This window comes from Rathayibacter sp. AY1F6 (assembly GCF_002932035.1).
GTDB lineage: Bacteria > Actinomycetota > Actinomycetes > Actinomycetales > Microbacteriaceae > Rathayibacter.
Map to the genome: position 1 here is coordinate 38,778 of NZ_PSVD01000010.1, position 24,269 is coordinate 63,046.

Consider the following 24,269-nt stretch of genomic DNA (forward strand, 5'->3'; position numbering starts at 1 on the left):
TCCTCGACGCGGGCGCGGCTCGGGCGGCGCACTCCGCCGGCCCCGGCGTAGTCTCGGTGGATGAGCGCCTACGTCTCCGTCCTCGACCTGTTCAGCGTGGGGATCGGCCCGTCCAGCTCGCACACCGTCGGACCGATGCGCGCCGCCCTCGCCCTCGCCGAGCGGATCCGCGACGCCGGGCTCCTCGGCCGCGTGAGCCGGGTGGGCTGCACCCTCTACGGCTCGCTCGGCTCCACCGGGATCGGCCACGGCACCCCCGACGCGGTGGTCGCCGGTCTCGCCGGCCTGGACCCCGAGACGTGCGACCCGGCGCTGGTGCGCGGGGCCTGGCAGCGCCTCGACGCGGAGGGGACGATCCTCCTGGCCGGCGAGCAGCGCCTCGCGATGACGCGCGACGACGTCGTCTTCGAGCCGCGCACGAGGCTGCCGGAGCACCCGAACGCCCTCACCTTCAGCGTCTGGGTCGGCGACGACGCGCTGCCGGTGTGGGAGGAGACCTACTACTCGATCGGCGGCGGCTTCATCCGGCGCGCGGGCGAGCGTGCCGAGCTGGCTGCGCTGGCCCCGCACCCCTACCCCTTCGTCTCCGGGCTCGACCTGCTGGCGACCTGCGACCGGGCCCGCTCCGGCATCGCCGAGATCGCCGCCGCGAACGAGCGCGCTCTGCACCCCGGGGTCGACATCGACGCCCGCCTCGACGCGATCTGGGACGCCATGGCCGCCTGCGTCGAGCACGGCCTGGCGACCGACGGCGTGCTGCCGGGCGGCCTGGGCGTCCGCCGCCGCGCCTCGGTGCTGCGCGAGCGCCTCGAGGCCTTCGCGGAGGACCCTCTCGACCGCGCCCGCGCGACCTCGGTGGAGTGGCTCCACGCCTTCGCCCTCGCGGTGAACGAGGAGAACGCCGCGGGCGGGCGCGTCGTGACGGCTCCGACGAACGGAGCGGCGGGCATCATCCCCGCCGTCGGGCACTACTACCTCCGCTTCGTCCCGGGCGCCGACCGCGCGGGGCTGCGCCGCTTCCTCCTCACCGCCACCGCGATCGGCTCGCTCTGCAAGACGAACGCCTCGATCTCCGGTGCGGAGGCGGGCTGCCAGGGCGAGGTCGGCTCGGCCTGCGCGATGGCCGCCGGAGCGCTCTGCGCGGTGCTCGGCGGCACTCCGCGCCAGGTCGAGAACGCGGCCGAGATCGCGATGGAGCACCACCTCGGACTGACCTGCGACCCGGTCGGCGGCCTCGTGCAGATCCCGTGCATCGAGCGGAACGCGATCGCCTCCTCCACCGCGGTGAGCGCAGCCCGCCTCGCGCTGCACGGCGACGGCGACCACCGCGTCTCGCTCGACGCGGTCATCGAGACGATGCGCCAGACCGGCATCGACATGTCGTCGAAGTACAAGGAGACGAGCGAGGGCGGCCTCGCGGTCAACGTCATCGAGTGCTGAGCGCCCGTGGCGTCCGTGACCGTGCGTGACGCACGGGGGCGCACATGTCGGCGGTCGCGCCTAGCGTGGGGCGGGTGAGCACCTCCTCCGTCCCGTACCTCGCCCGGCCGATCGTCTCGACCCAGTGGCTCGCCGACCAGCTCGGCCGCGAGCACCTCGTCGTCGTCGACGCCAGCGTGCTGCTCGTGCCCGGCTTCGACGGGCGGCCCGGCTACCTCAGCGGCGACGAGCAGTACCTCCTCGAGGGGCATGTCCCCGGCGCCGTGTTCGGCGACCTGCTCGAGCAGCTGTCGGATCCGGCGGCTCCCCTGCCCTTCACCCGGCTCGACCCGGAGCGCTTCGCCGCCGCGACCGCCGCGCTCGGCATCGACGACGACTCGGTGGTCGTCGTGTACGACTCCGCGGTCGGCCAGTGGGCCTCGCGCCTGTGGTGGCTGCTGCGCTCGGCCGGGCACGACGCCGTCGCGGTGCTCGACGGCGGGCTCCCGGCCTGGCGGCGGGAGGAGCGCCCGATCGAGACGGGGCATGTCGAGCCCGCCGTGAGCGGTGGCATCAGCGTGCGCGAGGAGCGGCCGCTCTGGATCGACAAGGCCGGCGTCGAGAGCGTCGTGCGCGGCGAGGCTCCCGGGGCGCTGGTCTGCGCGGTCCCGCCGAAGGAGTTCACCGGGGAGGAGGGGCGCCGACCCCGCCTCGGACACCTGCCGGGCTCGCGGAGCGTCCCCGCCGGGAGGCTCGTCGACCGCGCCGACAACACGCTCCTGCCGCCGGAGCGGCTGCGGTCGCTGTTCGGAGACGCTCTCCAGGCCGAGCGGATCGTCCTCTACTGCGGGGGCGGGATCGCCGCGACGGCCGATGCACTCGCACTGGCGGTGCTCGGAGTCCACACGGCGGTCGTCTACGACGGCTCGCTCAACGAGTGGGCCGCCGACCCCGCGGCGCCACTGGTGGTCACGGCCGCGTGAGCAGCTCCTCCGGGAGGCGGGTCGTCGGCAGGGCGCAGACGAAGGCCTCGCAGGAGTAGGCGGTCGGCAGCCCCTCCCGCGAGATCCGCCCCTCGAACAGCTCGAAGCCCGCGTCCGCCCAGTCCCGGGCGCCCTCGTCGGACACGCCGACCAGCACGCCGATCCCGGCGGACCGCGCGCCCTGCACCGCCTCCGCCGCTCCGGGGCCCACGACGACCAGCTGCCGCACCGGGCGAGCCAGCCGCGAAGCGAGCCCGAGCACGGCGCCGAAGCCCATCGGCTGCCGGACCGCGCCCGGAGCGATCGAGGCGACGACCGCCTCGGCCGCCTCCCGGTAGCGCTGCGATCCGGTGAGCAGGTACAGCTCGTGCGCCGCGTCCGCCGTCGCCGACAGGCCGGAGGGGTAGGCGCCCTCGGAGGGATCGGCCGCGAGCAGGAGTCCCCGCGCGGTCAGCGCCGGGTCTCCTCCCCCGGGCAGCGCGAACGGCAGCGGGCCGTCGGCCGCGTCGAGCGCGCCGTCGATCAGGGTGCGCGCGACGACCGCGTAGCGCGGACGGCCCTCCGCCACGGCGAGCTCGAGGAGCCCGCCGGCCAGCATCCCGAGGTCCTCCAGCGCCGGGCGGGCCGCGGAGACGGCACCGTCGAGGGAGGCGCGCACCGCGACGCGGCAGTCGACGAGGTGCCGCTGCAGCACCGCGTCCGCCGCGCGCCGGGCGGCGTCGAGCCACTCCTCCCGTCCGAGCACGCGTCCGGCGCGGGCGAGCGCGTGGATCGCCAGGCCGTTCCAGCCGGTGACGACCTTCTCGTCGAGAGCGGGAGGCGCGAGGCGGGACCGGTCCTCGGCGAGGTAGTAGCCGCCCTCCGAGCGCTGGCCGTCGACGATGCTCTCCGAGTCCTGCGCCGATGCGAAGCCGCCGCCCGGCCGCTCGAGAGTGGTCAGGAGGAACGCGGCGACGCCCTCCGCGATCCCGGTCAGCTCCTCCACCCGGGCGCCGTCGTGCCCGAGCAGGACGGCCGCGACGTCGAGCAGCTGCGCGTTGTCGTACAGCATCCGCTCGTAGTGCGGATCGCTCCAGTCGGCCTGCGTCGCGTAGCGGAAGAAGCCCCCGTCGCGGTCGCGGAGCGGGGACGCGGCCAGCGCGAGCAGCGTGCGCTCGGCGAGCGCCGCTCCCGAGGGCCGCGAGGCCAGGAACCCGAGCACGGGAGCCACCGGGAACTTCGGGGCGCCGCCGAAACCGCCGTGCACCCGGTCCTCCTCGTCCTCGAGTGCGCGGACGGCGCCGTCGAGCTCGGCGTCGCCGGGCAGCGCCGCATCGGCGGGCAGCGCCGCGGTCGCCTCGCGCAGGGCCGCGGCCAGGCCGCCCGCCGTCGCCTGCACCTCGTCGCGCCGCAGCCGCCACGCCTCCGAGACCGCGTCGAGGACGTCCGAGAAGGCGGGCACGCCGCCGACGGCGCGCGGCGGGAAGTAGGTGCCGGCGAAGAAGGTCTCGCCGGCGAAGCTGGCGAAGGCCGTCAGCGGCCAGCCGAGCTGTCGGGTGAACGCGCTCGCGGCCGTCAGGTAGGCCGTGTCGACGTCCGGGTGCTCCTCGCGGTCGACCTTCACCGCGACGAAGTCCGCGTTCAGCCGCGCGGCGAGCACCGGATCCGAGAACGACTCCCGCGCCATCACGTGGCACCAGTGGCAGGTGGAGTAGCCGATCGACACCATCACCGGGACGTCGCGGCGCACCGCCTCGGCGAACGCCTCCTCGCCCCAGGGGAACCAGTCGACCGGATTGTCCGCGTGCGAGCGGAGGTAGGGGCTGACACTGGAGCGCAGACGATCGGCCATGCGCTCCACGCTAGACGCGGGCGGAGCCTGCGGTGAGGGGGTTGCCGCGGGTCGGAGGGTCAGGAGGTCCGCGGAGCGCCGACGTCCGCGGGTCTCCCCCGCCGTAGGGCCACCCGACCGCTCAGCGCTCGAAGAACCAGCCCGACGGCCGCTCCGTGCCGCGCACGACCGTGCCGCTTCCGCCGCTCCCGCCGCGACGGCCCACCGCCAGGTAGGCGAGGCTGCCGATGAACGGCGCGATCACGATGAACGCCACCCAGGAGACCTTCGCGACCTTCGAGAGCCTCGGGTTCGACAGCACGCCCCGGATTGCGAAGAGCAGCAGCACGATGTTCAGCACGACCAGCAGGGACTGCGGATTCATCGGGGTGCTCCACGGGATCGTGCGCCGCGGTCGACCGGCGCCGGAGCGCCCGACCGGGCAGGGTGGCCCGCGATGTTTCACGAGACAGGGCATTGTCGCACGCGGCGTAGGATGGAGGGCTCATGTCAGACGTGCTCAGCATCCGCTACCCGCCCGAACTCCCCGTGTCGGCGCGGCGCGACGACATCGCCGCCGCGATCCGCGACCACCAGGTGGTCATCGTCGCCGGCGCGACCGGATCGGGCAAGACGACCCAGCTGCCGAAGATCTGCCTGGAGCTCGGCCGCGAGAGCATCGCGCACACGCAGCCCCGGCGCATCGCCGCGCGCACCATCGCCGAGCGCATCGCGGAGGAGCTCGACGACGAGGTCGGCGGGCTGGTCGGCTACCAGGTCCGGTTCACCGACAAGGCGTCCGCCTCGACGCGGATCAAGCTGATGACCGACGGCATCCTGCTCAACGAGATGAACCACGACCGGATGCTCAGCCGGTACGACACGATCATCATCGACGAGGCGCACGAGCGCAGCCTCAACATCGACTTCCTCCTGGGCTACCTGCACCGCCTGCTGCCGCAGCGTCCCGACCTGAAGGTGATCATCACCTCGGCGACGATCGACCCGCAGAGCTTCGCGGCCCACTTCTCCGACGCCGCCGGGGAGCCCGCGCCGATCATCGAGGTCTCCGGCCGCACCTACCCGGTCGAGATCCGCTACCGCCCGCTGGTCGCCGAGGAACCGGAGGAGGACGACGACACCGACGTCCCCGACGCGACGAGCGGCAGCCGCGACCTGATGACCGGCATCGCCGACGCCCTGGCCGAGCTGGCGCGCGAGGATCCGGGCGACGTCCTGGTGTTCCTCTCGGGCGAGAACGAGATCCGCGACGCCGAGGACGCCATCCGGGGCCGGAACCTGCCGGGCACCGAGGTGCTCCCCCTCTACGGGCGCCTGTCGGCGGCCGATCAGCACCGCGTCTTCGAGAAGGGGCGCACCCCCGGCGTCCGCCGCCGCGTCGTGCTGGCGACCAACGTGGCGGAGACGAGCCTCACCGTCCCCGGGATCCGCTACGTGATCGACGGCGGCACGGCCCGCATCTCGCGCTACAGCGCGCGCTCGAAGGTGCAGCGGCTGCCGATCGAGGCGGTGTCGCAGGCCTCCGCGAACCAGCGCTCCGGCCGCTCGGGCCGCACCAGCGCGGGCATCGCGATCCGCCTCTACTCCGAGGAGGACTACCTCCGCCGCCCCGAGTACACCGATCCCGAGATCCTGCGCACGGGCCTGGCCGCGGTCATCCTGCAGATGATCTCGCTCGGACTGGGCGACATCGCGTCGTTCCCGTTCCTCACTCCGCCCGACTCCCGCGGCATCAAGGACGGCCTCGACCTGCTCACGGAGCTCGGCGCCCTCCGCGTCCCCGGCTCCCCCTCCGCCGCCTCCGCCGCGCCGCGAGACGCCGCTCCGGTGCGCGGCACGCCGCCGAGCGCGCACTCGAGCGGCGTCCCGCGCAAGGGGGCGGAGGCCGCGCCGCAGCTCACGCGCATCGGGCGCGACCTCGCGCGGCTCCCCATCGATCCGCGCTTCGGCCGGATGGTGATCGAGTCGCGCCGCCACGGCGTCAGCCGCGAGGTGATGGCGATCGTCGCGGGCCTCACGATCCAGGACGTCCGCGAGCGCCCTCTCGAGCGCCGCGCGCAGGCCGACCAGCAGCACGCGCGCTTCGTCGATCCCACCAGCGACTTCCTCACCCTGCTGAACCTCTGGAACTACGTGGAGGAGAAGCAGGAGGAGCTCTCCTCGAGCGCCTTCCGGCGCCTGTGCAAGGCCGAGTACCTCAACTACCTGCGCGTGCGCGAGTGGCAGGACGTGTTCCGCCAGCTGCGCCAGCTCGCGCGCCCCCTCAAGCTCGAGCTGGGCGAGCCGAAGGTCGACCCCGACGGGATCCACCGGAGCCTCCTGGCCGGCCTGCTCTCGCACCTGGGCATCAAGGACACCACCTCGCAGCAGGCGCAGCGCGCGGCGAAGAGCCGCGAGCGCCAGAACGTGCAGTACATCGGCGCCCGCAACGCGAAGTTCTCGATCTTCCCCGGCAGCGCCCTGGCCAAGAAGCTCCCCGACGCGGTGATGAGCGCCGAGCTGGTCGAGACCAGCCGCCTCTTCGCCCGCTCGAACGCCGCGATCGATCCGGCCTGGGCCGAGGCGATCGCGGGCGACCTCGTCAAGCGGCAGTTCAGCGAGCCGCACTGGGAGAAGGCGCAGGGCGCGGCCGTGGCCTACGAGAAGGTCACGCTCTACGGCGTGCCGATCATCGCCCGCCGCCGCGTCCAGTTCTCGCGGATCGACGCCTCGTACGCCCGCGAGCTGTTCATCCGGCACGCCCTCGTCGAGGGCGAGTGGGAGTCGCGCCACGCCTTCGACCGCAAGAACCGCGCCCTGCGGGCCGAGCTCGAGCGGCTGGAGGAGCGCACGCGCCGCCGCGACCTGCTCGTCGACGACGAGGCCGTGTTCGACTTCTACGACCGCCGACTCCCCCGCGACATCACCTCGGTGCGCTCGTTCGACTCCTGGTGGCGGACGACCCAGCACGACGAGCCCGACCTGCTGACGATGACGCAGGAGACGCTCCTCCCCGAGGACGCGGAGCAGATCGACGAGACCGCGTTCCCCACGCAGTGGCGCCAGGCCGACCAGCGCTTCCGCCTCTCGTACCGGTTCGAGCCGGGGACGGAGGAGGACGGAGTGACGGTGCACGTGCCGCTCGCGCTCCTGCCCCGCGTGACGCCCCTCGGCTTCGACTGGCTGGTGCCGGGACTCCGGGCCGAGCTGGTCACCGCGATGATCAAGGCGCTGCCCAAGCACCTGCGCCGGAACGTGGTGCCCGCGAACGACTGGGCGCGCAAGCTCACCGCGTCCCTGCCGCACGACGTGCCGAACCCGCCGACGGAGTCGTTCGCGGCGACCCTGGCCGGAGCGATCCGCCGCGAGGCCGGCGTGGTGGTGCAGCCCGAGGACTTCGACCTCGAGCGCATCCCCTCGCACCTGCGGGTCACCTTCGCCGTCGCCGACGAGCGGGGGCGCACGGTCGCCGCCGGCAAGGAGCTCGCCCCGCTGGCCGAGCGCCTGCGCGGTCGGGTCCGCGACGAGGTCGCCCGCGTGGTCGAGGCCCGGGTCCCCGACGCGCTCGAGCGCCGGGGCCTGAGGACCTGGGACATGCCGGAGCTGCCCCGCGTCACCGACACCCGGCAGGGCGGGAACACCATCCGCGCCTACCCCGCCCTGATCGACGACGGCGACTCGGTCTCGATCCGCCTGCTCGCCACGGCCGAGGACCAGGCGCGCGAGCACCCGCGAGGCGTCCGCCGCCTCCTCCTGCTCGCGACGCCGAGCCCCGTCGCCTACGTGCAGCAGCACCTCACCTCGAACGAGAAGCTCGTGCTCGCGCAGAGCCCGTACCAGAACACGACCGCGCTCTTCACCGACTGCCTGCTCGCCTGCGTCGACGCGGTCCTCTGGCGGATGAAGCCCGACGGGATGCTCTTCCTCCGCGCCGAGTTCGACGCCGTGCGCGACCGGGTCTCGGCGAGCGTCATGGACGCGATGTTCGAGACCGTGAAGACGGTCACGACGATCCTCACCACCGCCCGGGGCGTCGAGAAGGCGCTCAAGGCCTCGACGAGCATGGCGCTCCTGCCCGCCCTCACGGATGCGCGGGAGCAGCTCTCCGGCCTGGTCTACCCGGGCTTCGTCTCGGCGACCGGAGTGGAGCGGCTGCGGCACCTCCCGCGCTACCTCGGCGGGATCACCGAGCGCTTCGGCAAGATCGCCGAGAACGTCGGGCGCGACCGCGTCTGGCTGAACGAGGTGCAGGCGGCCCAGGAGCTCTACCGCTCGGCAGGCGGCGTCGTGCCGCTGCCCGCGCACGCCCCGGAGCGGATCGCGCGCGCCCGCTGGATGATCGAGGAGCTGCGGGTGAGCTTCTTCGCGCAGTCGCTCGGCACCGCCGAGAGCGTGTCGCTGCAGCGGATCCGCAAGGTGCTGGCCGGCTGACGTACCCCTCCGCCGAGGGAACCGCGACCCGTCGAGGGACCCTCGTGCAGCGGTCTCCCTCGACGAACCGCAGTCCCCTCCGGAGCGCTAGTGTCGTCCGGTGGGCAGCTACACCGATCTCCTGAAGACCCCCGGGGTGGGGCGCATCATCCTCGCGCAGCTGACCGCGCGCTTCCCGTTCGGGATGCTCTCGCTGGCGTTCCTCCTGCACGTGGAGCGGGTGCACCACTCCTACGCCGCCGCCGGCCTGGTGCTCGGCTCGATGTCGATCGGGCAGGCCATCGCCGGGCCGCTGACCAGCCGCCTGATGGGGCGGCTCGGGATGCGCCGCGTGCTGACGATCACCCTCGTGGTCTGCGCGGGCGCGATCATCGCGATGGCCGTGCTCCCGCTCGAGGTGTGGCAGTTCGTCGTGATCGGGTTCGTCGCCGGCCTGAGCATGCCGCCGGTGCAGCCGGCCGTGCGGACCATCTACCCCAAGATGGTCACCAGCTCGCAGCTGACCCCGCTCTTCTCGCTCGACGCCTCCGCTCAGGAGATCATCTGGGTGCTCGGCCCGGTGCTGGCGACGCTCGTGTCGATCCAGGTGTCGACGGTCGCGGGCATCCTGACGGCCGCCGCGTTCCTGATCGGCGGCGGGATCTGGTTCATCGCCTCGCCCGAGGTGGGCCGCGTCCGCATCCCGCGCTCGAAGCGCCGCCTCGGCGTGGTGCTCACGAAGCCCCCGGTGCTGCTGGCCACGGTCGTCGGCTTCCTCCTGATCGGCGCCTGCTCGGCGGTCGAGGCGGGCGTCGTCGCGGTGTTCGGCGAGGGCGGAGTCGAGTCGGGCGTCGTGCTCGCCGTGTTCGCGGCGGGCTCCCTGGTCGGCGGCCTCGCCCTCGGCCACATCCCGATCAGCCGGTGGGCGACCGCGCGGCGGATGCTGATCGTCACGGTCGGCATGGGTCTGGCGGCGGTCTCGACCGACTTCTGGTGGCTGTGCGTCACGCTGTTCCTCGCCGGCATCGGCATCGCCCCCGCTCTCGCGGCTCTGTTCGCGATCACCGCCTCGAGCGTGCGCTTCTCGGACACGGCGGAGGCCTACGGCTGGGTCGGCACCGGTCAGCTGATCGGCGCGGCGCTGGGCTCCGCGATCGCCGGCGTGCAGATCGACCAGGCCGGGCCGACCGCCGCCATCGTCGTCGCCGCCGCCTTCGCCCTGGTCGGCTTCCTGGTGCCCCTGCTCGGCCGCCGGTACCACCCGGATCTCCGCGGGCGCGACGCCAGCCCGCTCCCCGACACCGAGCCGGTCACCCTGCCCTCCTAGGCCGCCACCCCGGTTGTCCGGCGCCTGTCGGGCACCCTAGGGTGAAGGCCTACGACGGCGAGGGGGCGGCATGGGACTGCGGGAGGACGCGGAGGAGCTGGTGCGCGAGCACCGGCGCGCCGCCGCCCGGACCGACCTCCTCGACCCCTGGTCCGATCCGGAGACCCCGGAGTGGTGCACCGAGCTCGCCGCCGCGCTCTGGCAGGGGTCCTTCCGCCCGAGTCCCGTCTACTTCCGCCGCGAGGAGTCCTCGCACGCCTGGCGCGGCCCGCACTCGACCCGCCTGCACCACCTCGGCTACGGGTGGCAGCTCACCGCGCACCGCGAGCAGCACGGGGTCGTCGCCTCCGAGACGGCGGTGGTCCTCGAGACGGGCTCCCTCTGGCGCGGACTCGGCATCGGCCGGCGCCCCGTGCGCGCGCTCCGAGGCCGACTCGGCGTCGAGGGCCTGCAGGCGGGCCACGACGTGCACTTCGCCGTGCGCGGCATCGACGAGCGCAGCGACGCGGAGCGCGCCGAGCGGCGCCTCCTCTTCGGGGTGGCCGGTCTCGCGGCGCTGATCGAGGACGACGTGCACGTGGGACCGCACGGCGAGCTCGACTGGAGCGTCTGAGGCGCATGCCAGCATGGGAGGCATGAGCGTCCCCCTGATCCCCCTCAACGACGGCCGCGCGATCCCCCAGCTCGGGCTCGGCGTCTACAAGATCGGCGACGAGGAGGCGGCCCGCACGGTCGCCGTCGCCCTGGAGGCCGGCTACCGGCACGTCGACACCGCCACCCTCTACGGCAACGAGCGCGGAGTCGGCGAGGGCATCCGCGCGAGCGGCCTCCCCCGCGAGCAGGTCTTCGTGACGACCAAGGTCTGGAACGACGACCACGGCTTCGACGAGACGCTCGCCGCCTTCGACCGGAGCCTCGAGCTGCTCGGCACCGACTACGTCGACCTCTACCTCGTGCACTGGCCGATCCCCTCGCGCGACCGCTACGTCGACACCTACCGCGCCCTCGAGCGCCTGCAGAGCGAGGGGCGGGCCCGCTCGATCGGCGTCTCGAACTTCGCCGAGGAGCACGTGCAGCGCCTGCTCGACGAGACGGGAGTGGTGCCGGCGATCAACCAGGTCGAGCTGCACCCGCGGCTGCCCCAGGAGGAGCTGCGCACCTTCGACGCCGCCCACGGGATCGTCACCGAGGCGTGGTCGCCGCTGGCCCGCGGGCGCCTCCTCGACGAGCCGGCCCTGGCCCGCGTCGCCGCGAAGCACGGCGTCTCGCCGGCGCAGGCGGTGCTGCGCTGGCACGTGCAGCTCGGCGTCGTCGTGATCCCGAAGTCGGTGACGCCGGAGCGGATCCGCGAGAACCTGGACGTCTTCGGCTTCGCCCTGGACGACGAGGACCTCGCCGCGATCGCCGGGCTCGCGACCGGTGAGCGCACCGGCCGCGACCCGCGCTTCGACTGAGGCTCCGGCGATGACGGCGGGCAGGGTCCTGCTCCTGCACGGCCTGGGCGGCTCGGGCCGCACCTGGTGGCGGCTGAGCCGCGAGCTGACCGCGGCGGGCTGGAGCGTCTCCGCTCCCGACCTGCGCGGACACGGCGACGGGCCGCGCGGCGGCTCCGCCCGCCACGACGCCTACGCCGACGACGCCCTCGCGCGGGGACCGTTCGACCTCGTCGTCGGGCACTCGCTCGGCGGAGCGGTCGCGGTGCGCGCCGCCGCCCGCGAGTCCGGCTGGGCGGGGCGCCTGGCGCTGCTGGACCCGGTGCTCCGGCTCGCCCCGGAGCAGCGGGCCGCCGTCCGCGCGGGCGAGCTCGCCGGTCTCGCGGTCTCGGCCGAGGAGCTCGCTGTCGCGCAGCCGCTCTGGGACGAGCGGGACCGGGCCGAGAAGCTCGCCGCGGTGCGGGCCGCCGACCCGTCCGCGGTGGCGGCGACGATCGACGACAACGATCCGTGGGACCTGCTGGCGGACCTGCCGGGCCTCCGCCCGCCGGTCCTCGTGCTGGCCGGCGATCCGCAGGTCGAGACGCTGCTCCCTCCCTCCCTCGCCGCCCTGGTGCTGCGTGCGAATCCGCGCATCCGGTACGCGGTCGTGGCGGGCGCAGGTCACAGCCCCCACCGCGACCGTCCGGAGGAGACGCTCGCGATGCTCTGCGAGTGGGCCGAGAGCCCGGCGACGGCCTGACCGACCCGCCGGCCCGGTCCGTGTTTCGTCCGGATGAAATCTGGCAGGGGGGACTGGGCCGCACCGTTTCCTGTGAATACCCTCGCAGAGGACGCGATCCCCTCCCAGTCTTCGGGAGGTGCGCGTCGGGGCCGCCGACGCGGCGGCCCGTTCTCGAGGAGAGGGAGCCCCAGTGGCGCGAACCACCACGAACACCTCGAGCGGCCGCCGACGCCGCTCGCTGATCGGCTCGAGCGCGATGATCGGAGCGGGCGCCCTCGTCGCCGGCTTCGCCTTCGCGCCGACGGCGAGCGCCGTCGAGCCGGTCGACTTCGCCGACACCGTCACGGTCGACGGCATCATGACCCACCTGGAGGCGCTTCAGGCGATCGCGGACGCCAACGGCGGCACCCGCGCGATCGGCACTCCGGGCTACGAGCTGAGCGGCGCGTACGTCGAGAAGGTCCTCGCGGACGCCGGCTACACGACGCAGCGCCAGGACTTCACCACCGCGACGCAGACGATCGACGCGTTCACGCTGACCACCGGCACCGGCGCCGTCGGCACGCCGATGGAGTTCACTCCGTCGACGCCCGAGGGCGGCGTGACCGGCGAGCTCATCGCCCCCGTCGATCCGCTCGGCTGCACCACGGACGCCTGGGCCGGCCTCGACGCCACCGGGAAGGTCGCGCTCGTCAGCCGCGGCTCCTGCAGCTTCCTCGAGAAGTCGGTCGCCGCCGGTGCCGCCGGCGCCGCCGCGATCATCATCTACGACAACGCGCCGAGCGACGCCCTCAACGGGACGTTCGGCGGACAGGACGCGGCCGCCGTCCCCGGCGTCGGCGTCACGCAGGCCGAGGGGCAGGCGCTGCTGGCGTCGCTCCCCGCGAGCGTCTCGGTCCTCATCGACCAGACGACGACCGAGGTGGAGACCTTCAACATCGTCACGGAGACCCCGGGCGGCGACCACGACAACGTGGTCATGCTCGGCGCGCACCTCGACAGCGTGCCCGCCGGCCCCGGCATCAACGACAACGGCTCCGGATCCGCGACGCTGCTCGAGACGGCCGTGCAGCTGGCCGCCGCGGGCGACACGACCAACGCGGTCCGCTTCGCCTGGTGGGGCGCCGAGGAGGTGGGCCTGGTCGGCTCCTACACCTACGTCGACTCCCTGACGGAGGAGGACGCCTCGAAGATCGCGACCTACATGAACTTCGACATGGTCGCCTCGCCGAACTACGTGATCTCCGTCTACGACGCGGACCAGTCCACCTACGAGGCCCCCGTGGACGTGCCCGCCGGCTCGATCGCGACCGAGAAGGCGTTCACCGACTACTTCGACTCGATCGACCAGCCCTGGATCGACACCGCGTTCGACGGACGCAGCGACTACGACGGCTTCATCTCGGTCGGCATCCCGTCCTCGGGCGTCTTCACCGGCGCCGACGACGTCAAGACGGAGGAGGAGGTCGCGCTGTTCGGCGGCACCGCCGGCATCACGCACGACCCGAACTACCACTCCGCCGCCGACGACATCGACAACATCAACCAGGAGGCGCTCGGCATCACGTCGAAGGCCATCGCCTTCGTGACCGCCTCGTTCGCCGCGGACACCTCCGCGATCGACGCCGAGAAGGACCCGACCACGCCGACCCCGACGCCGGAGCCCACCGTGGCCCCGACCGCCGAGCCGACCGTCGCTCCGACCGCGCAGCCGACCGTCGCCCCGACGACCGCGCCCACCACCGCACCGACGGCCGCTCCCACTCCGAGCAGCACGCCGACCGCCGTGGCGCCGCACCCCGGCGGCCGCCCGCCCCTGGCCTCGACGGGCGCCGACATCGGCCTGCCGCTGGGCCTCGGCGGACTGCTGATCGCCGGCGGCGTCGGCGGGCTCCTGCTCGCCGCGCTGCGCCGCCGGAGCGCCGAGCGCGGCTAGCCACCACCGCCCCGGAGCCGTCCGGCCGTCGCTCCGCGACGACCGGACGGCTCCGTCGTTCCGCCCTGAGGGGACCCCGGACCGTCGAGCTGCGGGGGGTCCCTTCGACGGTCGGGGGCTCCCTCACGTCCGACAGGGCTTCCGGCGGCCGGGGGACACGGTGTTCACTGGGCGCATGCGAGCCATCTGGAAGGGCGCGATCACCTTCGGCCTGGTCAACGTGCCGGTGAAGATCTACAGCGCGACCGAGGACCACGACATCCCGCTGCACCAGGTCCACGACAAGGACGGCGGGCGGATCCGGTATCAGCGCAAGTGCGAGATCTGCGGCGAGGTCGTCACCTTCGACCACATCGACAAGGCCTACGACGACGGCGAGCGCACCGTGGTCCTGTCCAAGGACGAGCTCAAGGCGCTGCCGGAGGAGCGCGACCGCGAGATCGACGTCGTGCAGTTCGTGCCCAGCGAGCAGGTCGACCCGATCATGTTCGACCGCGCCTACATCCTGGAGCCCGACTCCTCCTCCCCCAAGGCCTACGTCCTGCTGCGCCGCACCCTCGAGCAGACGGACCGCACCGCGATCGTCGAGTTCGCGCTGCGGCAGAAGACCCGCCTCGCCGCGCTGCGCGTGCGCGGCAAGCTCCTGATGCTGCAGACCCTGCTCTGGGCGGACGAGGTGCGGGAGGTCGAGTTCCCGTCGCTGGAGGGCAGCACCCGGATCGCGGCGCGCGAGCTCGAGATGTCGGCGCACCTGGTCGACTCCTACTCCGAGGACTTCGACGCCGCGAAGTTCCACGACGCGTACCAGGAGGAGCTGCGCACGCTGATCGACGCCAAGATCGAGCAGGGCGACGCCCTCGACACCGCCGCGACCTTCGGCGAGGCGCCGGAGGAGGAGGGCGGCGGCGAGGTGCTCGACCTGATGGAGGCGCTCAAGCGCTCGGTCGAGCGCAGCCGCGGGGCGAAAGGTGCGCCGGCGGAGGAGGCTCCCGCCGAGAAGAAGGCGGCGACGACGCCTGCCCCGAAGAAGGCGGCGAAGGCTCCGGCGACGACCGCCGCGAAGAAGAAGCCCGCGGCGAAGAGAGCCGACCCGGAGAAGGGCGCCGACGCGCCTGCGAAGAAGCGGACCCCGAAGAAGACCGCGGCGGCGGAGAAGGCGGCGTCCTAGCCCCGCCGGATGCGGAGGGTCGGGGTCGGACGGAGCCTCAGGCCCGCTCGGCCGCCCGGTCGGGCTCGTCGGCCGCGTCCAGCTCGTCCACGTCGTCGAGGTCGACCGCGACCGAGCTGACCAGCGCGAGCAGCGCCTCCGCGTAGGCGTTCTCGGCCGCCGCGTCCTCGAAGGTCCGCGCCCGGCCGCCGAGCTCGACCTCGACGGCGAACCGCGTCTCCGGCTCGGCGAGGCGACGAAGGGAGCGGAAGGTCCCGCGGAGGAGCTCGCGCAGCTGGTCCTCCCGCGGCAGCCAGAGCGAGTCCTCCAGGGAGACGGAGTCGAGCGCCCATTCCGTGGTGCCGTTGAAGCCGAGGACGGTCCCGCTCGGGTACTCGTGCGCCTCGATGGTCATGTCGCTGACGGTGAAGACGTCGCCGTCGAAGCCCTCCCGCTCGATGCGGAAGCGGTCACCGGTGCGGGGCGTCCAGCGCACGCCCGCCGTGCGCAGGGCACGGGCCAGCTCGAAGGAGATCATCCGACGAGTGTGGCCCGCGAAGCCGCGAACGCGCCGCGAGCGGCACCCGCGCGCCCCGATGTCGGTGGATGAGTTTACGTTCATGAAACGTCCGGTTCACAGGCCGGGCACCCGCACTGCATAGCGTGACCATGCGTGCCCCTTCCGGGGGTGCGCCGGCCGCGCCGCGCGGCGACGACGCTGCGACCGCTCTTCCGAGCGGCGATCGAGAGGACCACCATGCCCGACTCTCCCACCCCGCCCGACCGCCGCCGGAGGCGCGGGCTCGGCCTGGCGGCCCTGACCGGACTGGCCCTGGCGGCCGCTCCGCTGGTCGCGACCTCCGCCGCGGCCGCGCCCTCGGGCGACGAGCTCGTCATCAGCGAGGTCTTCGCCCGCGGAGGCTCCGCCGGTGCCGCGTTCAGCAACCGCTACGTGGAGCTCTACAACCCCACCGCCGCCGAGATCGCCCTCGGCGGCCTCTCGATCCAGTACCGCTCGGCGACCGGCACCGCGAACCCCACCACGACCGTGCCGCTCACCGGCTCGGTGCCCGCCGGCGGCCACTTCCTGCTCGCCGGCGCCAGCAACGGCACCAACGGCGCGGCCCTGCCGACGCCCGACCAGAGCGCGAACGGCCTCAACATGGCCGCCGCGGGCGGCACCCTCTTCCTCGTCGACGGGACCTCGGCGCTCGTGGCGCCGCCCACCGGCGCCGCCGCCCAGCCGGACGCGGTGATCGACCTCGTCGGCTACGGCACCTCGAACACCTTCGAGTCGTCCGTCGCCACGGTGCCCTCCCTCACCCAGACGATCGCCCGCGCGGACACCGCCACCGGCGACACCGACGTCAACTCGGCCGACTTCGCGCTCGGCGCACCGACCCCGCAGGCCGCGGGCGGAGGATCCGAGCCCGAGCCCACGACGCCGCCGACGACGACCCCGCCGACCACTCCCCCGACGACCCCTCCGGCCGAGATCCCGGCCGTCTCCATCGCGGAGATCCAGGGCACCGGCTACGCGTCGCCGCTCGTCGGCAGCACCGTCACCACCTCCGGCGTCGTCACCGCGCGCTACCCGTCCGGCGGCTACAACGGCTACGTCATCCAGACCCCCGGCACCGGCGGCGAGAGCTCGCGCACGGCCTCCGACGCCGTCTTCGTCTTCTCCTCCGCCTCCGTCGGGTCGGTCACGATCGGCGACCACCTGCGCATCACCGGCGAGGTGAGCGAGTACAACGGCCTGACCGAGCTCACCCCGACCTCGGCCGCGACCGTCGTGAAGCTCGACGGCGCCGCCGCAGCGCCGGTCCCGGCCGCTGTCGCGCTCCCCGGCACCGCCGCCGAGCGCGAGGTGCTCGAGAGCATGCTGATCGCTCCGCAGGGCGCCTACACGGTCACCGACACCTTCGACCTGAACAGCTTCGGCTCGGTCGGCCTCGCCGCCGGCACGTCCCCGCTGCTCACGCCGACCGAGGTCGCCCGCCCCGGCTCGCCGGAGCTCGCGGCCGTCGTCGCCGACAACGCCGCCCGCGCGATCACCCTCGACGACGGCGCCTCGATCAACTTCCTCGGCGCCGCCGCGAACAAGGCGATCCCGCTGCCCTACCTCACCACCACCGCGCCGATCCGCGTGGGTGCTCCGGCGACCTTCACCCGCCCCGTCGTCCTCGACTACCGCAACGGCGGCTGGGCCTTCCAGCCCACCACGCAGCTGACCGTCGAGAACGCCGGCGACGTGCAGCCCGCGACCTTCGCGAACACCCGGACCGCGAAGCCCGAGGCCGTCGGCGGCGACCTCTCGATCGCGTCCTTCAACGTGCTCAACTACTTCTCCACCACCGGCGACTCGATCACCGGCTGCACCTTCTACACCGACCGCGACGGCGACCCCGTCACGGTCAACAGCGGCTGCGACGCCCGCGGAGCGGCGAACGCCGACGACCTCGAGCGCCAGCAGGCCAAGATCGTGACCGCGATCAACACCCTCGGCGCGGGCGTCGTCTCGCTCGAGGAGATCGAGAACTCGGCCAAGTTCGGCAAGCCGCGCGACGAGGCCCTCGCCACCCTGACCGCCGCGCTGAACACGGCGGCCGGCTCCGAGGTCTGGGCCTACGTCCCCTCCCCCGCAGCGCTCCCCGCGCTCGCGGACGAGGACGTCATCCGCACCGCCTTCATCTACAAGAAGGCCGTCATCGAGCCGGTCGGCGAGTCCGTCGTGCTCAACGACACGGTGAACTTCTCTAACGCCCGCAAGCCCCTCGCCCAGGAGTTCCGCCTCCTCGGCGACAGCGCCAGCGAGTTCGTCGCGATCGTGAACCACTTCAAGTCGAAGGGCTCCGGATCCGGCGCCGACGCCGACCAGGGCGACGGCCAGGGCGCCTCGAACGCCTCGCGCGTGAAGCAGGCGACCGCCCTCGTCGCCTTCGCCGACCGCCTCCGCACCGAGAAGGCCACCGAGCTCGTCTACCTGCTGGGCGACTTCAACGCCTACTCGAAGGAGGACCCGGTGAAGGTGATCACCGACGCCGGCTACATCGACCAGGGTGCGAAGGACGGCAAGTACTCGTACTCGTTCGACGGCGCGGTCGGCTCGCTGGACCACGTCTTCGCCTCGCCCGCGGCCGACAGGACTGTCACCGGGGTCGACACCTGGAACATCAACAGCGGCGAGTCCGTGGCACTGGAGTACAGCCGCTACGACTACAACGCGACGATCTTCTACGACACCTCGGCGTACCGCTCCAGCGACCACGACCCGGTCGTCGTCGGCCTCGACCTGCCCGAGACCCGGACGGACCCGGAGCCCGAGCCCGTCACGGTCATCGACGTCGCGACCACCGCCTCCACCAAGCGCCTCGCCGTCGTGCGGACGCTGACGGTGTCGGCGGTGAACAACGGCGACGAGACGGTCTCGATCGAGATCACGACGGCGTACGGCAGCAAGACGAAGAAGACGGTCAAGCCCGGCCAGTCGTTCACGGTCAAGACCGTGACCGTCTTCAAGCCCATCAAGGCCGGCACGGCGACCATCGAGGTCACCGCGCCCGACGGCACCGAGCGCGTCTACAAGCAGGCGTACCGCGGCGCCTGATCCCGCGCGACCCCTGACCTCGACGAGCTCCGGCTCCTAGAGTTCGGGGATGCCCGAGGGAGACAGTGTGCACCGTCTCGCCGCCCGCCTCAGGCGGGCGGCGGACGGTCGCACCGTCCTCGAGGGCGAGCTGCGCTCCGGGGACGCGGCCGGCACCTCCCTCGCCGGGCTGAGGATCCTCGAGCACGACACCCACGGCAAGCACCTCCTCACCCGCTTCTCCGGCGGAACGACCCTTCACACCCACCTGCGGATGCAGGGCTCCTGGACCGTGACCGCTCCCGGCCGAGCGGTCCCCCGCTCGGTGCAGAAGGACGTCCGCGTCCGCCTCCGCCTCGACGACGACTCGACCGTGTGGGGCATCGACCTCCCGGTCGTCGAGCTCCTCGCCACCCGCGACGAGCCGCGCGCCGTCGGGCACCTCGGGCCCGACCCGCTCCGCGCGGACTGGGACGCCGACGAGGCCGTCCGGCGCCTCTCCCGCCTCCCGGACCGGCCCGTCGTCGCCGCACTCCTCGACCAGCGCTGCCTCGCGGGTCTCGGCAACCTCTGGGCCAACGAGGTCTGCTTCCTCCGCGGGGTCTGGCCCTGGCGGCCGATCGGCTCCCTCGACGTCCGCGCCCTCGTGGCGACCGCGGCGAGAGGCCTCCGCGCCTCCGTCACGATCCCGGGGATGTTCCAGACCACCACCGGTGACACCCGCCGCGGCGAGCGGCACTGGGTCGCGGGGCGCGCCGGGCGCCCGTGCCTGCGCTGCGGCACGACGGTGCTCGTCCGCGACGAGGTCCGCGACGACCCCGAGCAGCGCCGCACCTGGTGGTGCCCGCACTGCCAGCCGGAGCAGGCGACCGCCGCCTGAAGCCCGCGTACCGCTGCCGACGGCCCGTGCGTAGGCTGGCCGCATGACGAACGAGTGGGGAACTCCGGATCCGTCCGCCCGGCGAGACCGGTCCGCGGAGGTCGTCCCGGCGGCCGCCTCCGGCGAGGAGGTGGAGACCGCCCGCGTCGAGGACGCCGAGCGCGCGCGCGCTGTGCGCGAGGTCAAGCGGCGCCGCGACTTCCTGGGATCGGTCGGCGGATGGGCGAGCGTCTCGGCGATCACGACCGCCGTCTGGGTCGGCACAGGGGCCGACGGCTACTTCTGGCCGATCTGGCCGATGATCGGGATCGGGATCGGCGTCGTCGGCCAGGCCGCGTCGATCTGGGGACCCGCCCGCAAGGAGATCACCGAGGCGGACATCGCCGCAGAGATGCAGCGCCGGGAGAAGCGCGGCCGCTGATCAGTCCAGGCGGCCGACCGAGGTGACGCGGACGACGGCCGCACCCTGCTCGTCCGACTCGGCGAGGTCGACGGTCGCCGAGATCCCCCAGTCGTGGTCGCCGGCCGGATCGTCGAGGATCTGCCGCACGAGCCACTGCGTCGGCTCCTCCGTGACGAGCAGCATCTTCGGCCCCCGGGCGTTGGGCCCGATGCCGATGCTGTCGTGCTCGTCGTAGTAGTCGTCCAGCGCGGCGCCCCACGCGTCGGCGTCGAAGCCGGCGGCGGCGTCGAGCTCGCCGAGCGCCTCGTGGTCGTCGAGGGCGGCGAGGGTCACCCGGCGGAACATCTCGTTGCGCACCAGCACGCGGAAGGCGCGGTGGTTCGCGGTGAGGCGGCGCGGAGCGGGCGGCACGATCGCCTGGTCCGCCGCGTGGAGCGCCGGATTGACCAGCTCCTCCCACTCGTCGACCAGCGAGGAGTCGACCTGGCGCACGAGCTCGCCCAGCCACTCGATCAGGTCGTGCAGCTCCTCGTTCTTCAGCTCGTCGGGGATGGTCTGCCGGGCCGCGCGGAACGCGTCGGACAGGTAGCGCAGCACCAGTCCCTCCGAGCGGGAGAGCTTGTAGAAGGCGGTGTACTCGCCGAAGGACATCGCCCGCTCGTACATGTCGCGCACGACCGACTTCGGCGAGAGCTCGAAGTCCTTCACCCACGGCTGCGCCGTGGTGTAGGTCTCGAAGGTCGCCTCGAGGAGCTCCTCGAGCGGCTTGGGGTGCGTGACGGACTCGAGCAGCTCCATCCGCTCCTCGTACTCGATCCCGTCGGCCTTCATCGCCGCGACGGCCTCGCCGCGGGCCTGGAACTGCTGGGCCCCCAGGATCGGGCGCGGGTCGTCGAGGGTCGCCTCGAGCACCGAGATCACGTCGAGCGCGAAGCTCGGCGACTCCGGGTCGAGAACGTCGAACACGGCCAGCGCGAACGGCGAGAGCGGCTGGTTGAGCGCGAAGTTCGGCTGCAGGTCGACGGTCAGGCGGATGCGGGTCACGCCGTCGGCGCCGACGCTCTGCTCGACCACGCCCGCCTCCCGCAGCGTCCGGTAGATGCCGAGCGCCCGGCGGGCGAGCTGCAGCTGCCGCTTCCACGGCTCGTGGTTGTCGAAGATCAGGGCGTGCACGTTCGCGTAGGCGTCGCCGCCGCGGGCGATCACGTTCAGCAGCATCGCCGACGTGATCGTCATGTGCGAGGTCAGCGTCTCGGGCTCGGCGTCGACGAGCTTGCGGAAGCTCGGCTCGCCCCAGCTGACGAAGCCCTGCGGCGCGCGCTTGGCGACCCACTTCCTCCGCTTCTTCGGGTCGTCGCCCATCTTGTCGAGAGCCTTCCGGTTCTCGGACTCGTGCTCGGGGGCCTGCACGACCACGGTCCCGGCGGTGTCGTACCCCGCGCGACCGGCGCGGCCGGCGATCTGGTGGAACTCGCGGGCCGAGAGCTGGCGGGTCCGGGTGCCGTCGTACTTGGTCAGCGCGGTGAGCAGCACGGTGCGGATCGGGACGTTGATGCCGACGCCGAGGGTGTCCGTGCCGCAGATCACGCGCAGCATGCCCTGCTGGGCGAGCTGCTCGACCAGGCGGCGGTACTTCGGCAGCATGCCCGCGTGGTGCACGCCGATCCCCAGCCGGAGCAGCCGGGAGAGGGTCTTGCCGAACGCGGTGGTGAAGCGGAAGCCGCCGATCACCTCGGCGATGCGGTCGCGGTGCTCGCGGGTGGCGATGTTCGCGCTGGTGAGCGCCTGCGCACGCTCGAGAGCGGCCGCCTGCGAGAAGTGCACGACGTAGACCGGCGACTGGTTCGTCGAGAGCAGCTCCTCGATGGAGTCGTGGATCGGCGCGATCTCGTAGAAGTAGTGCAGCGGCACCGGGCGCTCCACGCCGGTGACCCGGGCGGTCTCCCGGCCCGTACGGCGGCTGAGGTCGGCGGCGAGCGCCGTCACGTCGCCGAGGGTGGCCGACATCAGCACGAACTGCACGTGCGGGAGGGTGAGCAGCGGCACCTGCCACGCCCAGCCGCGCGCCGGGTCCGCGTAGAAGTGGAACTCGTCCATCACGACCTGGTCGACCGGGGTGTCCTCGCCGTGCCGGAGCGCGAGGTTCGCGAGGATCTCGGCCGTGCAGCAGATGATCGGCGCGTCGGCGTTCACCGAGGAGTCGCCGGTGACCATCCCGACGTTGGAGGCGCCGAAGACGTCGACCAGCGCGAAGAACTTCTCGGAGACGAGCGCCTTGATCGGCGCCGTGTAGAAGCTGCGGCGTCCGGAGGCGAGCGCCGCGGCGTGCGCGCCGATCGCGACGAGCGACTTCCCGGTGCCGGTGGGCGTCGAGAGGATCAGGTTGGAGCCGGAGGCGATCTCGAGCATGGACTCGTCCTGCGCCGGGTAGAGCGGGAGGCCGCGCGACTCCGCCCACTCGGTGAAGGCCAGGTAGACCGCGTCGTCGTCGACGCGCCCGTCCGCGTCGGGCGTCGGCATCCGGTCGAGCAGCGTCGAGGTCATCCCCCCATCCTCCCAGCCCGTGGGCCGTCGCTCGGGTGCGATCCGTCACGGACGGCCCGTGCGCCCTCGCCTCACGGGCCGCGGGTGACGGATCGGTCCGCTGGAGCGAGGGCCCCGTCGACGAGTCCGACGACGCGGTCCGCGTCGGCCAGCACGGCGGGGTCGTGCGAGACGCAGACCACGGTCGCGCCGCGGTCCGCCTCCGCGCGCAGGACCGACCGGATCCGCTCCGCACTCGCTGAATCGAGACCGGTGGTGGGCTCGTCCAGGAGCAGCAGGCCGGCCCCGCGGGCGAGCCCCTGGGCGAGGAGCGCCCGCTGCCGCTGACCGCCGGAGAGCACCGCGAAGGGCTCCCGGGCGAGCGCGGCGATCTCCATCCGCTCGAGCGCGGTGGCGATCGCGTCCGCCGCGCGCGCGTCGCTGCGGCGGAGGCGGCCGAGCCGACCCCAGGTGCCCACGGCGACCACGTCGCGCACCGTCACCGGGAGGCGGTCCGGGATCGACGCCCGCTGCGGCACGAAGGCGATCGCTCCGGTGACGTCCCGCGTGCCGGACGTCAGTGGACGCACTCCCGCGATCACCTCCAGAAGCGTCGACTTGCCGGCGCCGTTCGGCCCGGCGATCACGGTCAGCGAGCGCGCGGCGACGTCGAGATCGACCCCCGCGAGAGCGCGGCGGGAGCCGAAGTCGACGTGAGCGCCTCGGAGGCGGGCCGGGGGCTCGGGCAGGGGTGAGACGTCCATCCCGACGAGCGTACAGGAGTGATAACTGTTCTCATTATCGTGTACGGTCGGGCACCATGCCCAGCCTCCTCGCCGGAATCCTCGAGCCGTTCGCTCTCGACTTCCTCCAGCGCGCCCTCCTCGGCGGCGTCCTCGTCGCGGTCCTCTGCGGCGTCGTCGGCACCTGGGTGGTCCTCCGCGGGATGGCCTTCCTCGGCGAGGCGCTCGCCCACGGGATGCTCCCCGGCGTCGCCCTCGCGACGGTGCTCGGCGCGCCCGTCCTCGTGGGCGGCGCAGCCAGCGCGGTGCTGATGAGCCTCGGCATCGCGGCCCTGCAGCGGCGCGGACGACTGTCCTACGACACCAGCATCGGCCTGCTCTTCGTCGCCATGCTGGCGCTGGGGGTCATCGTGATCTCGCACTCGGGCAGCTTCGCCACGGACGCGACCTCGATCCTCTTCGGCGACATCCTCGCGATCACCCCTGTCGACATCGGGCTGCTCGCCGCCGCCGCCGGAACCGGCCTCCTCGTCGCAGCGGCCTTCCACCGCCCGCTCGTCGCCCTGGCGCTGGATCCGCGCATCGCCGCGGTGCTCGGGCTCGGTCCGCGCTCGGCTCAGGCCGCGCTGGTCGGCCTGGTGACCCTCGCCGTCGTCGCCTCCTACCAGGCGGTCGGCTCGCTCCTCGTCGTCGGGCTCCTTGTGGCTCCCGCGGTGGCCGCCGGGCACTGGACCACCCGCATCCCGACCCGGATGCTGCTCGCGTCGATCCTCGGCGCGGCCTCCGTGCTCGTCGGCCTGCTCGTCTCCTGGCACGCGGCCACGGCCGCGGGCGCCTCGGTCGCCGGCACGGCCATCGCGGTCGCCGCGGTGTCCTGGGCGGTCCGCTCGGCCGCGTCGGCCCTCGCGTCCCGGTCGGGCCCTCAGCCGGTCGCCGCATGAG

Annotated in this window: 18 protein-coding genes; 13 read left to right on the forward strand and 5 right to left on the reverse strand. The window is 73.3% G+C overall.

The genetic code is table 11. The features are described from left to right. Positions 1–60: 60 nt before the first annotated feature. Positions 61–1,440, forward strand: a complete 1,380-nt coding sequence (locus C5C44_RS10110) for an L-serine ammonia-lyase (protein ID WP_104335786.1) — start codon at positions 61–63, stop codon at positions 1,438–1,440. Positions 1,441–1,514: 74 nt separating this feature from the next. Next, positions 1,515–2,402 (forward strand): sulfurtransferase, encoded by an 888-nt coding sequence (locus C5C44_RS10115; RefSeq protein WP_181069150.1) that lies wholly within the window; start codon positions 1,515–1,517, stop codon positions 2,400–2,402. Here the strand turns inward: C5C44_RS10115 and C5C44_RS10120 are convergent. Continuing rightward, on the reverse strand, positions 2,389–4,233 hold the full coding sequence (locus tag C5C44_RS10120) for a thioredoxin domain-containing protein (protein ID WP_104335787.1): 1,845 nt from the start codon (positions 4,231–4,233) through the stop codon (positions 2,389–2,391). The two genes, C5C44_RS10115 and C5C44_RS10120, sit on opposite strands and share 14 nt — an antisense overlap. 121 nt (positions 4,234–4,354) lie before the next feature. Further along, entirely contained in the window at positions 4,355–4,597 is a 243-nt protein-coding gene (locus C5C44_RS10125; protein ID WP_159939582.1) for a PLDc N-terminal domain-containing protein, read from the reverse strand. A gap of 122 nt (positions 4,598–4,719) precedes the next feature. Here C5C44_RS10125 and hrpA point away from each other — a divergent pair, with 122 nt between their 5' ends. The 7 genes from hrpA (at position 4,720) to C5C44_RS10160 (ending at position 15,210) form a co-directional block, all read left to right on the forward strand. Then, entirely contained in the window at positions 4,720–8,643 is a 3,924-nt protein-coding gene (gene hrpA, locus C5C44_RS10130; protein WP_104335788.1) for an ATP-dependent RNA helicase HrpA, read from the forward strand. A gap of 100 nt (positions 8,644–8,743) precedes the next feature. After that, positions 8,744–9,949, forward strand: coding sequence for an MFS transporter (locus tag C5C44_RS10135; protein WP_104222308.1), 1,206 nt, complete (start codon positions 8,744–8,746; stop codon positions 9,947–9,949). A gap of 70 nt (positions 9,950–10,019) precedes the next feature. Beyond that, entirely contained in the window at positions 10,020–10,562 is a 543-nt protein-coding gene (locus C5C44_RS10140; protein ID WP_104226914.1) for a hypothetical protein, read from the forward strand. Between the two features lie 22 nt (positions 10,563–10,584). Beyond that, a complete protein-coding gene (locus C5C44_RS10145) occupies positions 10,585–11,403 on the forward strand; it encodes an aldo/keto reductase (protein ID WP_104260329.1) in 819 nt (272 codons plus the stop codon). 10 nt (positions 11,404–11,413) lie between these two features. Beyond that, the gene (locus C5C44_RS10150; RefSeq protein WP_146084332.1) at positions 11,414–12,124 is read left to right on the forward strand and encodes an alpha/beta fold hydrolase; all 711 of its coding nucleotides are present in this window, start codon (positions 11,414–11,416) and stop codon (positions 12,122–12,124) included. Between the two features lie 172 nt (positions 12,125–12,296). Next, the gene (locus C5C44_RS10155) at positions 12,297–14,042 is read left to right on the forward strand and encodes a M28 family peptidase (RefSeq protein WP_104335790.1); all 1,746 of its coding nucleotides are present in this window, start codon (positions 12,297–12,299) and stop codon (positions 14,040–14,042) included. A 175-nt stretch (positions 14,043–14,217) separates the two neighbouring features. Then, positions 14,218–15,210 (forward strand): Ku protein, encoded by a 993-nt coding sequence (locus C5C44_RS10160; RefSeq protein WP_104335791.1) that lies wholly within the window; start codon positions 14,218–14,220, stop codon positions 15,208–15,210. Positions 15,211–15,247: 37 nt separating this feature from the next. Here the strand turns inward: C5C44_RS10160 and C5C44_RS10165 are convergent, their stop codons facing one another. Further along, positions 15,248–15,727, reverse strand: a complete 480-nt coding sequence (locus C5C44_RS10165; protein ID WP_244229602.1) for a pilus assembly protein CpaE — start codon at positions 15,725–15,727, stop codon at positions 15,248–15,250. Between the two features lie 219 nt (positions 15,728–15,946). Between C5C44_RS10165 and C5C44_RS10170 the strand changes: the two genes are divergently transcribed. The 3 genes from C5C44_RS10170 to C5C44_RS10180 are packed head-to-tail and all read left to right on the forward strand — an operon-like array spanning position 15,947 to position 20,079. After that, positions 15,947–18,799, forward strand: coding sequence for an ExeM/NucH family extracellular endonuclease (locus C5C44_RS10170; protein WP_104335792.1), 2,853 nt, complete (start codon positions 15,947–15,949; stop codon positions 18,797–18,799). Positions 18,800–18,848: 49 nt separating this feature from the next. Continuing rightward, positions 18,849–19,658 (forward strand): DNA-formamidopyrimidine glycosylase family protein, encoded by an 810-nt coding sequence (locus C5C44_RS10175; protein WP_104335793.1) that lies wholly within the window; start codon positions 18,849–18,851, stop codon positions 19,656–19,658. Between the two features lie 43 nt (positions 19,659–19,701). Continuing rightward, a complete protein-coding gene (locus tag C5C44_RS10180) occupies positions 19,702–20,079 on the forward strand; it encodes a 2TM domain-containing protein (RefSeq protein ID WP_104335794.1) in 378 nt (125 codons plus the stop codon). On the opposite strand, the gene C5C44_RS10185 is transcribed toward C5C44_RS10180, so the two are convergent. Both C5C44_RS10185 and aztA read right to left on the reverse strand, forming a co-directional pair. After that, positions 20,080–22,605: an RNA helicase gene (locus C5C44_RS10185; RefSeq protein ID WP_104335795.1), complete on the reverse strand. Its 2,526-nt coding sequence runs from the start codon at positions 22,603–22,605 to the stop codon at positions 20,080–20,082. 71 nt (positions 22,606–22,676) lie between these two features. Beyond that, positions 22,677–23,348 (reverse strand): zinc ABC transporter ATP-binding protein AztA, encoded by a 672-nt coding sequence (gene aztA, locus C5C44_RS10190; RefSeq protein WP_104288199.1) that lies wholly within the window; start codon positions 23,346–23,348, stop codon positions 22,677–22,679. 56 nt (positions 23,349–23,404) lie between these two features. Here aztA and aztB point away from each other — a divergent pair, with 56 nt between their 5' ends. Then, entirely contained in the window at positions 23,405–24,268 is an 864-nt protein-coding gene (gene aztB, locus C5C44_RS10195; RefSeq protein WP_104335796.1) for a zinc ABC transporter permease AztB, read from the forward strand. Position 24,269 lies beyond the last annotated feature (1 nt).

Coding starts and splice junctions, on each gene's coding strand:
- C5C44_RS10110 (WP_104335786.1), top strand. CDS start 61: ATGAGCGCCTACGTCTCCGTCCTCGACCTGTTCAGCGTGGGGATCGGC.
- C5C44_RS10120 (WP_104335787.1), bottom strand. CDS start 4,233: ATGGCCGATCGTCTGCGCTCCAGTGTCAGCCCCTACCTCCGCTCGCAC.
- C5C44_RS10125 (WP_159939582.1), bottom strand. CDS start 4,597: ATGAATCCGCAGTCCCTGCTGGTCGTGCTGAACATCGTGCTGCTGCTC.
- hrpA (WP_104335788.1), top strand. CDS start 4,720: ATGTCAGACGTGCTCAGCATCCGCTACCCGCCCGAACTCCCCGTGTCG.
- C5C44_RS10140 (WP_104226914.1), top strand. CDS start 10,020: ATGGGACTGCGGGAGGACGCGGAGGAGCTGGTGCGCGAGCACCGGCGC.
- C5C44_RS10145 (WP_104260329.1), top strand. CDS start 10,585: ATGAGCGTCCCCCTGATCCCCCTCAACGACGGCCGCGCGATCCCCCAG.
- C5C44_RS10150 (WP_146084332.1), top strand. CDS start 11,414: ATGACGGCGGGCAGGGTCCTGCTCCTGCACGGCCTGGGCGGCTCGGGC.
- C5C44_RS10160 (WP_104335791.1), top strand. CDS start 14,218: ATGCGAGCCATCTGGAAGGGCGCGATCACCTTCGGCCTGGTCAACGTG.
- C5C44_RS10165 (WP_244229602.1), bottom strand. CDS start 15,727: ATGATCTCCTTCGAGCTGGCCCGTGCCCTGCGCACGGCGGGCGTGCGC.
- C5C44_RS10170 (WP_104335792.1), top strand. CDS start 15,947: ATGCCCGACTCTCCCACCCCGCCCGACCGCCGCCGGAGGCGCGGGCTC.
- C5C44_RS10175 (WP_104335793.1), top strand. CDS start 18,849: ATGCCCGAGGGAGACAGTGTGCACCGTCTCGCCGCCCGCCTCAGGCGG.
- C5C44_RS10180 (WP_104335794.1), top strand. CDS start 19,702: ATGACGAACGAGTGGGGAACTCCGGATCCGTCCGCCCGGCGAGACCGG.
- C5C44_RS10185 (WP_104335795.1), bottom strand. CDS start 22,605: ATGACCTCGACGCTGCTCGACCGGATGCCGACGCCCGACGCGGACGGG.
- aztA (WP_104288199.1), bottom strand. CDS start 23,348: ATGGACGTCTCACCCCTGCCCGAGCCCCCGGCCCGCCTCCGAGGCGCT.
- aztB (WP_104335796.1), top strand. CDS start 23,405: ATGCCCAGCCTCCTCGCCGGAATCCTCGAGCCGTTCGCTCTCGACTTC.